The organism is Allobosea sp. OAE752 (genome assembly GCF_050433265.1).
In the GTDB taxonomy this organism is placed as follows: Bacteria; Pseudomonadota; Alphaproteobacteria; order Rhizobiales; family Beijerinckiaceae; genus Allobosea; species Allobosea spartocytisi.
The window spans coordinates 82801-95989 of the sequence record NZ_JBNPXO010000010.1 but is presented as its reverse complement, the minus strand read 5'-3'; the positions used below and the strand labels follow the sequence as shown (position 1 = coordinate 95989).

The following is a 13189-nucleotide window of genomic DNA, read 5'->3' as shown; positions in this document are numbered from 1 at the left end:
CGGGAGAGCGCAACAGGTCTATTCAGCGGAACGCAATTAAGGCTAATCGCGCGCTTCCGATTTATCGATTCTGTTTCGTTGGGTCGAAGCGGCCTTCGCCTCGGTGCACGCCCGCGAGGCCTCGTCAACCGAACGAGTCGGGCGCAGCAGGTATTGAGACCGTATTTCGGAAAAATTGCTGAGTGGATCAGCGTTGGAGAATGAGCCAGCAACGGAAAAATCTCGAGATTGATCCGCGCCAAAAACGGAAGTGATGGTCGGGGGAAAGCTATAAGGACCTTTGGGCTCGACCAAGAGCCAGGCACGTGCCAGTTCCGAGCAAGGCACCCCTTTTAACACTTCAATCGCGACTTGGTTGCTACCAGGCATCATCGGAAAATTTCCAATCAACCATGGCTGCCCGGTCGGGCTTGCGCCCATGACATGCAGAACTCCTGGCGAGCGCCCCGTCAGATCAATTACTGGCGTGCCCGTCCGAAAGCCGGCCTGATCTGCGGTTTTCCGTATCGACTCGATGAATACCCCCATACTCGGCGCAACCCGTAGCACGCCCCCGCGATCTCCGAGATCGATGAGATGGTCCGCCTGACGCAAAGGACCGGGCTGGTAGTACGGTTTCTCGACTCCGAATAGAATTTGGCCGGCCGTGATAAACTGAGCGGCAAAGGCGAAAGGCATCAGCAATGCTATCGCGTTTTCAGGCATGGGCCGTATCCGAATGAGGGTAACACCGGACAATACCCAAAAAAATCCCACAAGGCCGGCCATGAACCAATAATTATTTCCTGTCCCGAATACAAATGCGAGCGGCAATGCCCCTAAAAGAATTGCCGTTTCGCGCCGATGCACTGATTCCCGGCGGTGGCGATCACGCCTGTTGTACACCAATGCGAATAGCCCAGCCGAAAGACCGATTGCAGCCAAGAACATCTGCTGCCATAAGCCGTAATAATATGGGATACCCAAAAATCCGAAGATAAGCGAGACGGCTATGGCGCCACATACTGCACAGATGACATGTGAAAATGCACGAAACGCCCTATTTTCGGATGTGATCAGAGAAGCTGAAGCGATGATGGCAAGGCAGCCGATTGCCATTACTTTGAGAACTTCCCAATCGAGGGGGAGCGGGTCGACCCTGAATATTGCGGAGAGCGTATGACCCATTCCATAAGAGCCTGCTCTTTCAAGCCCGACCGAGAATCTTTCCAGGAAGCCGGAAAGGGAGCCGTCGAGCACGAGGGCGGTCGTGGCCAAAAGGCCGCAAAGGATGAAGGCCACTACGGCTACAAGCGCAATGCTCAGTCGCTTTGTCACGAGAAGATAAAGAAACGCCAGCAATCCTGCGATTGCCGCGGTCGTTGGCTTGGCCATGAAGGCCAGCCAACCTCCGAGTGCGATCAACAACCAGCCAACTGCGGCGAGTAGCCCAAAGGTTCTTCGCGATAAAAGCAGCCCAATGGCCGTCATCATCAAGGCTTGAAAAGCAAGCCAGTTATAGCTGGGTGTCGGCAGCCACAGGCGAAGCATGGCGAGAGAGGTCGTGCCCAGCGCTGCCGCAATAACCAAGCGCGGCAGTCGCCCGCCCACCTGGCTTTGCTGCATGTCGTCCAATGCAAGCCATGAGAGAGCCCAGGCTAGGGCAAATGTGATCGTTATGTTGAGCTGTCGGAGGGTAGCTACACTGTGCCCAGATATGTCGTATAGATAACTATAAATAAATCCAAATTGAGAAAGAAGATTAGGATACTTAAGGGAATTTGTGATGGACGCAAAATAATATCCCTCATCGACTAAGTCTATGCCTTTATTTGAGTAAAATAATGGGACTGCAAGAATTATAATCGAACACAAAACGGAAATGACGATAATACATTCAAAAGTAGAAATTCTCAACTTTGATTTGATCATCGACGCAGTCCAATCGAGATTTATCGCGCCAAATGACAAGGCGTTGTTGACTTAGCTGTATGCCAGCACGTTGGCCCTTACAGGCTCTCCTGTCGTAGCGTTCGCCGACGTGATGCAATGCGAGTATGGCAAAGACAGGAGATCGTGACGCACGGTCGTCGTAGAGTTCCCAAAGCCGCCTTTGACAAGCCCTGCATATTGGGGGGCGGTTCGCACGCATTTTCCGGAGTCAAGTTTCGCCAGCCAGCGAGCGACAAACGCCTGCCCAGGTTCGAACACGGGATCGACGGCTACAAATCGACCGTCTGCTGCAAGGTATCGGCGCGCCATCATAACGAGCTCGTGCACTCGGGCGTCATCAAGGTGGTGCAGCACTCCAAGGCAGACGACAAGGTCGAACGTACCGTGTTGCTCTACCGGTAGCGAGCCGAAGTCTCCGGCGTAAAAAGTTCCCCGATCGCCAAACGCAGCTCTTGCCTGAGCGATATGGTCGGCATTGAGATCGATGCCGACATACTCGACCAGCCCGAGATAGGGCAGGATGGCGCCGGAGCCGCAGCCGAAATCGAGCACACGAGCGCCTGGTGCGGGGCGAATATGGCTAGCGACGAGTTCCTGTCGCGCCCGTTCGCCGCCCAGCATCCGCTGAAAAGCCGCGTATATCGCGGGAATCTGCGTCAACTGATAGATGCCAGATGTCTTCTGAACCATCATTGGCTCCCTTGGCCGAACGGCAGTTTGTTGGCTGGCAGGATCAAGAACTCAGGGAACCCAGCCATACGGCGCCGATTGCGATCCAGGCGATAGCCGCCAGTTTTTCAAGTGGAAGGCTTTCGCCAAGCAGAAAATAGGCGCCGACGGCGGTCATGGGGGCTATCAGGCTCGCAATCGGCAACATGAAGCTGATGGGCAGCTTGACCATGGCCGAGTACCAACATACAGCGCCGATAACGACCATCAGTCCGGCCATCCAGATGAGCGGGTCGACAAGGAGCCGGGAAATGCCGGCGAGTATCGAACCTTCCCATGCAGAGGATTCGCCGATCTGCATCATGCGCGTCTTGAACAGAAGCTGGGAAGCCGCGACAGAGATGAGGCTGACGGCGAATAGAAACAGAGCTGTCAACTTTGTCACCGATCAGCCTCCTTGGTGAGGCCCGACGGCTTCGGGCTCCGCAACGTTCGGTCGTGCTTCAACCGCATGATCATCGGAGAAGCAAATTCTGCCGGCAGTTTCTCGAGCAATCCAAGAAGGCCGAGCGCCCTTGCTGTCGACTGCACCTTGCCGGCCAACCCGCCTTGCCGCTCTCTGAACAATGGGTCTTGGTCAAAGCGACGCATGGCTGCCGCGAGGAGGCCCCGATCGAACGAGACCGATAGCCCGTTGCTGCGCGCAAGGCGTTTGACCCGGAACGCGGTGATGAAGTTCAGTTCTTCCCAGATCCCCGGTAGCCTCTTCACCGTCTCGCGATAGAGGAAGGCCGTCGCGCGCGGAACGAAGGGAACCAACGGAATGCCGAAATGGGGTTCGTACGGCACCGTGTAGTTGGGGCACAGGTGAACCATAGTTCCTTCAGGGGCCAGCACGGCAGCCATGCCTCGCACGGCGCCTTCGAGATCTGGAATATGTTCGAGTACGTTTGTCGAGTAGATCAGGTCGAATTGTCCATGTGTGGCGGGATCGAGCTGTTCCGCGCCGATGCTCAGCCATTGTGTGCTGACGCGGTCCGGCAGACTGCGGAGGATCGCCGAGCCGATCTCGGGCATGAAGCCGAACCCCGAGGCGCCGGGTTCGACGCCCGTGATGTCCACACCTGATTGGCGCAGAAAACTTGCGAGGAGTCCAATTCCGCAGCCGACCTCCAGGACACGCATGCCAGGTCGTAGTAACGGCACTACGAGTTCGAGTCCGACGCCTGCCTCATTGGCATAGGTCGCGAGCAATTGTGCCGCTTCTTCCGGATTGAGGCCGCAGCGCTGAGCCACGGCCGCGATTTCGGGAGAGGCGAGTGCGGCCTCCGAGAATGCCGTGAACTCTGTAGCCACTGATGAAATGCTCGGCATAATGTGACATTCACGCCGATAGCGACGGGCAAACGGCTAAGCCACAACGCGCAGAATGCTTACCGATGGAGCCAAATTCTCCCGTTGAGATGGTCTCCAATCCGTCCATCGTCCTGGCTTTTTCATCGCGGCGCCCAATCGCCAACGCGGTTGCTAATGCACCAACCCACGCGCCGCACGCAAGAGAGCTTGTGTGAACTGCAAGACGGGAGGGATCGGCGGGTTGCGCCGAGATTGTTGCCGCGACCCTCGGCCTGTGCGATTTGCGGTTAGAGCCGTTTGCGACCGAGCACGAAGGAAACGAGCATTATGAAGGACATCGTCATCTTCGGGGCCGGCAACATCGCGGAACTGGCCGCCTTCTACCTCGTGCGAGATGCGGGTCGCCGTGTGGCGGGCGTCACCGTCGACGCGGCCTACATCTCCGAGCCCTCCTGGAACGGCTATCCGGTGGTCGCGTGGCAGGAGGTAGAGCAACGCTTTCCGCCGGGTAGTACCGACGTCTTCGTCGCCGTCAGCTATACGAAGCTGAACAAGTTCCGGCGCGACAAGGTCGCCGAGGCCCGCGCGAAAGGTTATGGCATCGCGAGCTATGTGAGTTCCCGCGCGACTATCTTCGAAGACTTCGTGGTACAGCCCAACCAGTTCATCCTCGAAGACAACACCATCCAACCCTTCGCCCGGATCGGCGAGAACGTCACGCTGTGGTCGGGGAATCACATCGGGCATCACAGTGCGATTGCCGAGGATACGTTCATTGCATCCCATGTCGTCGTATCCGGGGGCGTGACCATTGGCCCGCGCTGTTTCATCGGCGTGAACGTCACGATCCGGGATCATGTCACCATCGGAGCGGATTGCGTCATCGGCGCCGGCAGCCTGGTCCTGTCAGACATTCCCGACAATTCGGTTCTGTCGCCAGCCTCGACCGAAATTTCCAAGGTGCCCAGCCATCGCTTGCGGCGGATCTGATCGGATGACCTGGCGTAGACTTGGGCTGATTTTCACACCTACCAGAGGGCACCCGGCACTGGCGACCCATGCTGCGCTGCCGGTCGCAGCGCCGCTCTCGGGTGACTTCGTCAGGGTCTTCTATTCGGGCCGCGATGCGGATAACCGCTCTTCCGTCGGATCGGTCGTCATCCGCCTCGCGGAAAGGCCACATGTCGAGGACGCTCCGCCCGGCCCCATCCTGGAACCTGGACCGCGCGGTGCCTTTGACGATAGTGGCCTCGGTGTCGGCAGCATCGTGCGCGCAGCGGGGGAAGACCGGCTCTACTATATGGGTTGGAATGTCGGCGGCGCGGTTCCCTGGCGTAATGCCATAGGCGTGGCGGTCGGTTCCGTTGAAGAAGGACGCTTCGAGCGGCTTTCCGCAGGGCCGATCATGGACCGCGACATAGTCGACCACTACAGCCTATCCTATCCTTGGGTCCTGCAGGCTGGGCCTCAATCCTGGCTGATGTGGTACGGAACCCATTTGGCCTGGGGGGCAGACAAGGCGGACATGTCGCACGCGATCAGGCGCGCAACGAGCGCCGACGGGATCTCATGGGTGCGTGATCCTGTGGTCGTGCTCGGTCCTGAGGAGGAGGACATCGCGGTCGTTCGCCCGTCTGTCCTCGCCACGGGGGATGGTTTCGAGATGTGGTTTGCACGGCGTGGACATGGCACCTATCGCCTTGGTCACGCCGTTTCCGGGGATGGCATTTCCTGGCGTCGTACCGCCGTGCAAATGCCGGCCTCGGACGCGGAGGGATGGGAAGGCGGAGCGGCGACCTATCCCGCCGCCTTCACCCACGCTGGGCGCCTTTGGCTCCTCTACAACGGCAGCGGCTATGGCGCAGCTGGCTTCGGGCTCGCGGTTTGGGAGGAGTGACGCACAAGGACTGTGAACTCCCAGAGGCCATAGTCTTGGAGGATGGCGACTTGCCGGCCATAGCGATCGAGGCATGTCCGCAGCATCGCCACCGGGTCCACATAGTGCAGATCTTCGCGGCGTCGCTCCGGGTCCGAGGACATTGACAGCATATTGAACCCGAAGCCGCGGCGACCGAGATGGGCCAGGCTGTCGATGGTCTCATCGACATGGCTCGCCCAGGACGCCGCATCCGCACCTCGTCGGACGTTGAAAATCCCACTCGCAATAGCGAAGTCGCAGGGGCCAGGGGGGTCGTCACCGACATGCCAGCATCGGTCCGGACCCTCGCCGAAGGTGCGCCGCGCGGCGTCGATCATGGCGGCAGACAAGTCGCAGCCGACATAGTGGCCGGTATGCCCTGCCGCGCGCAGCACCGAGAGAAAATCGCCGTATCCGCAACCCAGATCGAGCACGGATGCTGCCGGGTCGCCTGCCAGAAGGCGCAAGAATTGTTGATGTCTCAGGTGGTGAGACGCGTCATCCTTCCAGTCCACGCCCTTCGCGGTCGGTCCATGGCGCTCGATTGCCGTCGTATAGTAGTCGCGCACCGCATCGCGAATGAGATGCCGTTCATCGCTCATGCTGCAACTCCGCGGTCTCGGCCGAGGACAATAGCGCGGGTCTGGTCGAGGCCCAGGTTGAGAAGAGTGTCGATGATCGAAACGCCTGAAGCAAAATCGCCCCAGACTTGCGGATACGGTTCCTCGAAGCGGCGATAGTCCATCCACTCGACCTGCATGCCGAGCGCATTGAACTCATCCTCGTCCAGATAGCTCTTGGCCGAAGGGCCAGACAGGTAGATCTGAGCGTCAGCGGCGGCCGAGAGCTTCACCAATCGCTCCGTTGGGCGCATTGCGGCCATGGCCTCCCGCGGCAACAGGTCGATGTCGCGGAGGAAGCGCGCTTCGATCCCGAGTGCCTTGCACAGCGTCGTGATCATGCCCTGGTTGACCTGTGACAACGTCGGTAGGTCCGCAATCGTCTCGAACAGGCGCTGGACCAACGGAAATGCGTCGTCGAAATGGGTCGCACGACGGTATGCTATCTCGATGCTCTTCAGATGAGCCTGCCACCAGCCAGGATCGGCAATGCATATGCTGTCAATCGGGGCGTGGAAGTTGCCTTTCTGCTGGACGGGCACAGACAGCCAGTGAACGCCCTGAGGCGTCTTGATCACATTGCGCGTGCGCCAGTCACGCCGGGTGAACTGGACGCTATCGAAGAACACGAACGTTTCGCAAAGTGCGATGGCAGCGAAGAAACCTCGCCACGGTATGTAACTCGATTGAATAATCGCGACGCGCTTCATTCAGGCGGACCGTCCGAAATAAGCAAAGATCGCTTCAACCACCCTGGACACCTCGTCATCGTCGAGCGTGTAGTAGAGCGGTAGGCGCAAAAGCCGGTTGCTGATCTGGTCAGTCACGGCAAGATCTCCCGACGCGCGCCCAAACTTGCGACCGGCCGGAGCCGAATGAAGCGGTACGTAGTGAAAGACGGCGTTGATATTGCGCGCCTTCAGATACCGAATGAGGTCGGCACGCACGGCTTCCGACTCGAGCAGGAGCCAGAAGATATGGCCGTTGACTTCGGTTCCCGTGGCGCGGGGCAGGATGACAGTACCGTCCGCCGCCAGAGGCGCCAGGCTTTCGCGATAGAGGTCGTAGATGACGCGCCGGCGCGCGCAGATGATGTCGGCCTGTTCGAGCTGAGCCATGAGGAAGGCGCTGACGATCTCGCCCGGGCAATAGGACGAGCCGATATCCTGCCAGGTGTATTTGTCGACCTGGCCGCGGAAGAAGCGGCTGCGGTCCGTGCCTTTTTCGCGAATAATCTCGGCACGGTCGAGCAGGCGCTCATTGTTGAGGATGAGGGCGCCGCCCTCTCCCGAGATGACATTCTTGGTCTCGTGGAAGGAGAGGCAGCCGAGGTCACCAATCGTTCCGAGAGACTTGCCCTTGAACGTTGAGAGATGAGCTTGTGCTGCATCCTCCACCACCAGCAGGTCGTGTTGGCCGGCGATCTCCATGATAGCGTCCATGTCGCAGGCGAGGCCCGCATAATGTACTGGGACGACAACCTTGGTCCGCTCGGTGATGGCCGGTTCGATGTGAGCCGGATCGATATTGAGGGTGTCCGGGTCGATATCAACGAAGACGACGGTGGCTCCGCGCAGAACAAAGGCCGTCGCGGTGGCGGAGAAGGTGAACGACGGCATGATCACCTCGTCCCCCGGCCCGACCTCGGACAACATCGCGGCCATCTCGAGCGCTGCGGTGCAGGAGTGGGTCATCAGTGCGCGGCGGGCGGACAGGGCCTGCTCCAGCCAGGTCTCGCAGCGCAGCATGAACGGCCCTCCGCCAGCGATGGTGCCGTTCTGGATAGCCTGAGCGATATACTCGAGTTCTTTCCCGACGATTGCAGGCCGACCGAAGGGGATCTTCTCGCTTTGCAGGTTGTTCACAGTTTCGCTTTCAGAGTGCGCGGAATCTCGTTCACCATCCCCCGGAGAGGCCAGTGAGCCCATGCTCGCGGGTTGTCATCCTCGCGGGTTGTTTTGGCAGCGGGAGCTGGCTATGTCTACTCGCGTCAAGGGGCTTGTCCCGCTGTTCTCAGGACATTGTTTTGGCCGACGAAATGGATTGCCGCCGAAGGGATGATTGCCCAGCCTGCGGCAGCCAAGACTACGTTGCTCTTCCGATACCGTCAGGCGATAGCTCCGTTCTGAGCGACGGGCGAATCATGCCACGCAGTTTGGACAAAGTGGGGTGCTGCGCTTGCGGGCTCGTTCGGCATCGCGTGCCGCTCTCGCCAGCCGTAGCGGCGGCGATCTACGCAGAGAATTACGAGCTGCCCGCCCAGTCGAGCCTCGCCGACAACGCCCGCGGTGAGGCCTACGCACACGTGGTGGCGGGAGCCATCGGTGGAACACCCGGCCTCGGCCGCCTACTTGAAATCGGCTGCGGCTCCGGTGCGACGGCCCGGTCGCTGGCCCGCATGTTGCCGGTTCACGAGATCCGGGGCGTCGATCCGGCGCTCCCGGACGAGTTCTTGGGAACCTCTGGCAAGGTCACACTGGCGAAAGGCTTCCTGGAGGATCAAGCGGGGCCGGCATGGCGTCATTTCGATGCGGTGGTGTCGATCAATACGATCGAACATACACCCGATCCGGCCAGCTTTCTTGCTGCAATTGCCGCGCGACTCTGCCCTAACGGAAAGGCAGTCGTGATCTGCCCGGTCGCGGTACCCGCGAACTGCGAGCTGCTGTTCTTCGATCACCTGTGGACATTCACCCCTGCTGCATTTCATGCATTCGCGGCAGCAGCAGGGCTCCGGATCACAGAGAAGCTCGCCCTCGACGAAGCCCTCGCATGTTTCCAGGGCTTCGTGATGCAAAAGGGAGACGGGGCAAGCGAGCCGGGAGCGAATGCGAACCTCGATGATGCAGCCCGGTACCTCTCCGCGTGGCAAGAACTCGACGGCCTTTGGTGTGATCGCCTCGACACCCTCGGCGGCCGCGTTCAAATCTTTGGTGCAGGGCAAATGGCCGCGGTCATCCGAGCCTATGCTCCACGTACCTGGGCCCGCGCCGAGCGGCTTGTGGTCGACAATCCCGCCGACGCTTGGAAGCTTGGCCGGGTCGAGCGCTACGTCCCGGAAGATCATGTCCACGGTTACCGCACAATCGTGGCCGTCAACCCGCTGGCAAAGGAAGCCGTCGCTGAACGGATTCGGCGAGACGGCGGTGAGCCCCTTGTCATGCCGGACGCCATTCAGTTCTAGGAGCGCCTTCTATGGCCAGCATTACTGAGCGCAGCTACGGCATTCATCGGCGCGTGGCAGCGGAAAACGAGATCGACGATGCCTGTGAGATGCTTTCGACCCTAGGTTATGCTGTTCTTGAAGGTGGTTACACACCAACCGAGATCGATGAGCTGTCGGCAGCCTTCGATGACGCCCGTCGGCATTCGGAAGATGCGGCGGGCGGTCGAGACGCCCTGAGACAGCTCGACGAGCACAACACCGTCCGGGTTGCGTTTCATCACGACGCGCGGCTGCTTGTCCTGGCTACAAATCAGCGCGTCTTGGCCGTGGTGCGGCGAGCGATCAGCAATTATGTCGTGCTCTCCCAGCAAAATGGGATCATCAATCCGGCCAATGCCGCGGAATACAATCAGGGCGCCTGGCATAGGGACTTACCCTACCAGCACGTCGTGTTTTCGCGGCCAATGGCCATCAACGCGCTGTTCTGCATCGATGATTTCACGTTGGAAAACGGTGCGACGATCGTCCTGCCAGCAACGCACAAACAGGAAGAGTTTCCGTCCTCCCGCTTCGTGCGAAGTGCCGCAATTCAAGTTACCGCACCGCGTGGCAGCTACATTCTCCTCGATTGCATGACCTATCACACAGGTGCGACCAATCGAACGCCGAAGGATCGACGTGCTGTCAATCATGTCTACACAAGTCCGATCATCCGGCAGCAGATTGACCTGTCGACCTTGCTCGGCGAATCTTTCACAGAAGATCTGGACCTGCGGGAATTGCTGGGCTACGGAGTCAGGACACCGCGATCTTTGGACGAGTATTTCGCCTCGCGCCGCCGCTGACGGTCGGACCGCACTCTCGCAGTTGCGAGGCGACAAGGGCGGGCCGCTCGCCTTTGCGCGGCTTGTTTTTTCACCGGTTCAACAGTGCGGCTTGCCGGCTGGGCTGCGATGAATTCGGCGCACGACCGAATAGGGGCGGCGCTTGGTCTCCGAAAAGATATTCGCAATATAGATTCCAAGGATTCCTAGAATGAGGGTCGTCAGCCCACCAAAAAAACAGATCGAAACGATCAACGATGTCCAGCCATCGGCAGCGACCCCGGTCCAAATGTATCGCACGATAATGTAGAAGACAGCTGCGCCAGACAAACCAGCCGTCACCAATCCAAGATAAAGGATCATGTAAAGGAGTTTTGTTGAGGTGGTGGTAACATACTTTACCAGCATCTCAACTCGCTTCTTTACCGAATAGGTTGTCGGCGACAAAGCCAGCTTGCGAACCGTGAGTGGTTCCTGCCGAAACCCCGTCAGCAACCAAAGATGTGCAATGAAGAACTCTCGATCACGATGACGGATCAACTCGCGCACATATTGGCGCGTCATCAGGCGTGCAGTGACGAGGTTACGCGGCAGCTTTTGGTCACTCAGCTTGTCTACCAGCCAGAAAAAGACGTCTCCAGTCACTCGCTCGAACCAGCCGCCACGGCGAGCCTCCTGGACCCCATAAACGACGTCGCAATCGCCCTTTTGGAAGCGGTTCCAAAAGGTTGTGAGGAGCTCAGGCTCCTCCTCCAAATCGCTGTCGATCAAGAAAACATAGTCGCCCGACGCAACCGTCAATCCGGTCATCATTGCCTTATGGTGACCAAAATTGCGCGACAGGTCGACGACGACGACGCGGGGGTCCCGGTCCTTCAGGTCAAGCGCGCGAGCCAGACTGTCATCAGGCGAGCCGTCGTTGACCAGCACCAACTCAATGTCCTGGCAGATATCGGAAGCAGCGGCCATGCAGCGTTCATAGAATGGCTCAATCGTATCCGCCGACCGGTAGAGGGTGGCAACGATCGACAGCTGTATCCGGCGCCTGTCCATATCAACTAGGGTCATCTTTGTTTCTCGCGCGATGCGTACACGTCATGACATTGTCAGTTGAAGTGCTGTCAACTCCCCTCGCGCCAGCACGTAGCCATTGTCGGTGCCGTCGATGACCGCACTGACGCGCGATGGCCCAGGCATCAGGCTTCCGTTGCCGGTCGCCAGCGCCTTGACGGCGATGCCGTTTACAGCGTGGCCAGGCAGGCACACCGCAGTCGAAGCCGTGGCGATTGCAGTCTCCTGATCCACTCTCGCTGAGTTGGTCAGCCTGAAGTATGTCTTTTGGCAGACAGGAGGACCGGGATGCCGAAGAAGCGCCATAAGCCCGAAGAGATTGTCGCGAAGCTGCGCCAGGTCGATGTAGAGGATAATGCCCATCCCCGGCTGCGCGGCCAAGTCCTTGGCCAGCTCGTGCCAATCTATGGGCGGCTGTCTGGGGCTTGGCGCTAGGAGGACGCAGGCCGAGCGCTTCCCGAGTGAGACGGCTTGGGATAAGCGTCGGGTCTTGTTAATGGTGACTGTCGGAACCTGCCATATGCCGTCCTGGGAACGATTTCTATCTCTCGTTTTCGCTACGGCGTTGTTGTCAGCTTGTTCGCTGTGGGCGTTTATCCTCGCTGCGGACCCTTATGACACGGGCCGCCTTTCGCTGTTCGGCGACAGACGCCTGGCTACGGTTCCCATCCGGATGGCGACAGCCAGCCTTGGCCGGAAAAAACAGTTCAACGCAGTAATAATCGGCAACTCTCATGTTGCCCCGATATCTCCTGATCGGCTGTCGGAGGCCACAGGATTAGAGTTTGTCTCACTGACCCTTGCCGGAGCTTCAGTCTCACCAGAGATGAAAGCCCTTGAATGGTTTCTGCGCCATCGCACGACGCCAGCCAAACTTGTGGTCATAGGAGTGGACGATGTTTGGTGCCGGGCCGTGCCTCGGTATGAAGAAGAGCCCCCTTTGCCCCTGTGGCTTCTTAGCGAAAGCTTTGTTCACTACGCGGTGCGCATGTTCCGCTACGAGAGTCTTGAGCATGCCATCCTGCGTTTCGCTGCTCCCGATAAGACGAGCGTTCGGCCGCCCCATCCGCGAGGCTTTTGGGATTTGGAGCTCGATTATCGTTGGGACGCTGCGAAGGTCGCTGAGCAACTTGCTCGGCCTTGGGTGAGCTCGATCAACCTTACGGGCGATTACCCAGCTTTGGCATCCTTGTCTGATGCCCTCAAAGGTGCTCCAGAGAACACCCCCATAGCGTTGATTATGCTACCTGTTTGGTCTGGTATTCTGCCCAAGAATGGCTCGGAGATGGTATCCGAGGATGCCTGTAAAGCGGCGTTCAGGTCATTCGCCCGATCGCGCCCGAACGGCATATTTATCGATGCTCGAAAGCCGACTCGGCTAACACAAAATCCGGAGAATTTCTTCGACCGAACCCACTACCGAGCCCCGATCGCGATCGAGATCGAAGCTGAATTGACAGCGTCCTGGAATCGGATCCGAAATACCCGCTCGGCTCTGTAATCGCTCATCGGCAGCCGAGCAGAACGAACGGAAGCGAAGAATCTCGACTGTCAACGGCGGCTGGATTCCAGCCACTGGGGCGGAGCAAAACCAAGCCAGCGCTGGCGCTGTGGGACGATAAGCCAAGGCCCC

The 13189-nt window shown here is 59.0% G+C and carries 14 protein-coding genes; 5 read left to right on the top strand and 9 right to left on the bottom strand.

What is annotated here, in order from left to right:
- Positions 1–42 precede the first annotated feature (42 nt).
- The 4 genes from GGC47_RS22260 to GGC47_RS22245 are packed head-to-tail and all read right to left on the bottom strand — an operon-like array spanning position 43 to position 3957.
- Positions 43–1911, bottom strand: coding sequence for a hypothetical protein (locus GGC47_RS22260; protein ID WP_429068799.1), 1869 nt, complete (start codon positions 1909–1911; stop codon positions 43–45).
- A gap of 51 nt (positions 1912–1962) precedes the next feature.
- Entirely contained in the window at positions 1963–2622 is a 660-nt protein-coding gene (locus GGC47_RS22255) for a class I SAM-dependent methyltransferase (RefSeq protein WP_429068798.1), read from the bottom strand.
- Positions 2623–2665: 43 nt separating this feature from the next.
- A complete protein-coding gene (locus tag GGC47_RS22250) occupies positions 2666–3046 on the bottom strand; it encodes a hypothetical protein (protein ID WP_429068796.1) in 381 nt (126 codons plus the stop codon).
- The gene (locus GGC47_RS22245; RefSeq protein ID WP_429068795.1) at positions 3043–3957 is read right to left on the bottom strand and encodes a class I SAM-dependent methyltransferase; all 915 of its coding nucleotides are present in this window, start codon (positions 3955–3957) and stop codon (positions 3043–3045) included. The genes GGC47_RS22250 and GGC47_RS22245 overlap by 4 nt, the downstream gene beginning before the upstream one ends.
- Positions 3958–4284: 327 nt before the next feature.
- Here GGC47_RS22245 and GGC47_RS22240 point away from each other — a divergent pair, with 327 nt between their 5' ends.
- A complete protein-coding gene (locus tag GGC47_RS22240) occupies positions 4285–4947 on the top strand; it encodes an acetyltransferase (RefSeq protein ID WP_429068793.1) in 663 nt (220 codons plus the stop codon).
- A 4-nt stretch (positions 4948–4951) separates the two neighbouring features.
- Positions 4952–5854, top strand: coding sequence for a glycoside hydrolase family protein (locus GGC47_RS22235; RefSeq protein ID WP_429068792.1), 903 nt, complete (start codon positions 4952–4954; stop codon positions 5852–5854).
- Here GGC47_RS22235 and GGC47_RS22230 read toward each other — a convergent pair.
- From GGC47_RS22230 to rffA, 3 genes are read right to left on the bottom strand one after another with little or no spacing between them, the layout of a single operon-like run.
- Entirely contained in the window at positions 5812–6477 is a 666-nt protein-coding gene (locus GGC47_RS22230) for a class I SAM-dependent methyltransferase (RefSeq protein ID WP_429068790.1), read from the bottom strand. The genes GGC47_RS22235 and GGC47_RS22230 overlap by 43 nt on opposite strands.
- A complete protein-coding gene (locus tag GGC47_RS22225) occupies positions 6474–7205 on the bottom strand; it encodes a WbqC family protein (protein ID WP_429068788.1) in 732 nt (243 codons plus the stop codon). Before GGC47_RS22225 ends, GGC47_RS22230 begins: the two co-directional genes overlap by 4 nt.
- The gene (rffA, locus tag GGC47_RS22220) at positions 7206–8423 is read right to left on the bottom strand and encodes a dTDP-4-amino-4,6-dideoxygalactose transaminase (protein ID WP_429068787.1); all 1218 of its coding nucleotides are present in this window, start codon (positions 8421–8423) and stop codon (positions 7206–7208) included.
- Positions 8424–8638: 215 nt separating this feature from the next.
- Here rffA and GGC47_RS22215 point away from each other — a divergent pair, with 215 nt between their 5' ends.
- Both GGC47_RS22215 and GGC47_RS22210 read left to right on the top strand, forming a co-directional pair.
- On the top strand, positions 8639–9679 hold the full coding sequence (locus GGC47_RS22215) for a class I SAM-dependent methyltransferase (protein WP_429068785.1): 1041 nt from the start codon (positions 8639–8641) through the stop codon (positions 9677–9679).
- A gap of 11 nt (positions 9680–9690) precedes the next feature.
- Positions 9691–10506: a phytanoyl-CoA dioxygenase family protein gene (locus tag GGC47_RS22210; protein ID WP_429068784.1), complete on the top strand. Its 816-nt coding sequence runs from the start codon at positions 9691–9693 to the stop codon at positions 10504–10506.
- A 78-nt stretch (positions 10507–10584) separates the two neighbouring features.
- Here GGC47_RS22210 and GGC47_RS22205 read toward each other — a convergent pair whose 3' ends face one another.
- Both GGC47_RS22205 and GGC47_RS22200 read right to left on the bottom strand, forming a co-directional pair.
- Positions 10585–11553 (bottom strand): glycosyltransferase family 2 protein, encoded by a 969-nt coding sequence (locus GGC47_RS22205; protein WP_429068783.1) that lies wholly within the window; start codon positions 11551–11553, stop codon positions 10585–10587.
- Positions 11554–11580: 27 nt separating this feature from the next.
- The gene (locus tag GGC47_RS22200; protein ID WP_429068781.1) at positions 11581–11919 is read right to left on the bottom strand and encodes a hypothetical protein; all 339 of its coding nucleotides are present in this window, start codon (positions 11917–11919) and stop codon (positions 11581–11583) included.
- A 157-nt stretch (positions 11920–12076) separates the two neighbouring features.
- Here GGC47_RS22200 and GGC47_RS22195 point away from each other — a divergent pair, with 157 nt between their 5' ends.
- Complete coding sequence (locus GGC47_RS22195; protein ID WP_429068780.1) at positions 12077–13057, top strand: hypothetical protein; 981 nt, start codon at positions 12077–12079, stop codon at positions 13055–13057.
- Positions 13058–13189 lie beyond the last annotated feature (132 nt).